This is a genomic window from Shigella sp. FC1967 (assembly GCF_001743005.1).
Classification (GTDB): Bacteria; Pseudomonadota; Gammaproteobacteria; order Enterobacterales; family Enterobacteriaceae; genus Proteus.
The window spans coordinates 1-965 of record NZ_MIIZ01001085.1; the positions used below are offsets into that span (position 1 = coordinate 1).

Sequence of the window (965 nt, forward strand, 5' to 3'; positions counted from 1 at the left end):
GGGGCTCTATATATGGGATCGTTGCACGGTAGTCGCAAGCTGATTCTCAGTATCGTGCAAGCGTAAGCAACGACGAAGGATAAGTGCCATGCTGCTCCGGTGGTTCCCGTAGAGTGGTTCCCGTAAGGTATTGATAGTTAAAGGGTGAGGATGTGGGGGACCTGCACGTTATGAGATTTGATATGTGGGTACGTTGCACGGAAGCAGGTTCTGAACCTCTCGATATATGGGAACTCTGCACGATTGACGAAGCAGAACAAAGATTGACAGATCAGGACAAACCAAAAAAGGCAGTCAAAATGACTCTAATAGTCCATAAAGTGATCACGCGCACACAAAAAGATGCCAAAAGTTATCCACATCTCCTGTGCATAAACGGGGTTTCGGTATATGGGAACGCTGCACGATCACATGTGGGTACGTTGCACGGTGCAAAAAACGACCAAAATTGACATGTGGGTACGTTGCACGTTCAGAAAATTGTATATGGGCCGACTGCACGTATGACCTTAGACATGTGGGAACACTGCACGAACACCAGATCTGATATGTGGGAACGCTGCACGAAAGCTCTGTTTTGTAAGGATTTTGTGGAAAAAAGAGGGGTTCCGTGTGGATAACAGTGGATAAGATCCAAGGGTATGTGGGGACGTTGCACGGCAACCTATGGGAACGCTGCACGGCAACCTATGGGTTCGTTGCACGGAATAAATATGAAAACACCAGCAATATCAATGTGTTGAGTGGTGATTTAGAACGCCTAACCTGTCTTTAACCGTTTTTAATCCTTTATACAAAGATCTAAAGATCTTTATATTTATCCTTTTGATCGCTGAACAAAAAATAATCAACACTGTTTTTTTAGAAAAAAAGTCTCGTATGCAAGGCCGAACAGGACGAGTATCACCAACAAGATAAGCATCGACAGCACAAAGTAACCAGACTCGTACATCACAACTTTGATC

Annotated in this window: 1 protein-coding gene; it reads left to right on the forward strand. The window is 44.5% G+C overall.

The window, feature by feature from the left end:
• Positions 1 to 610 precede the first annotated feature (610 nt).
• On the forward strand, positions 611 to 775 hold the full coding sequence (locus tag BHE89_RS23935; protein WP_014342194.1) for a hypothetical protein: 165 nt from the start codon (positions 611 to 613) through the stop codon (positions 773 to 775).
• The last annotated feature ends 190 nt before the right edge of the window (positions 776 to 965 follow it).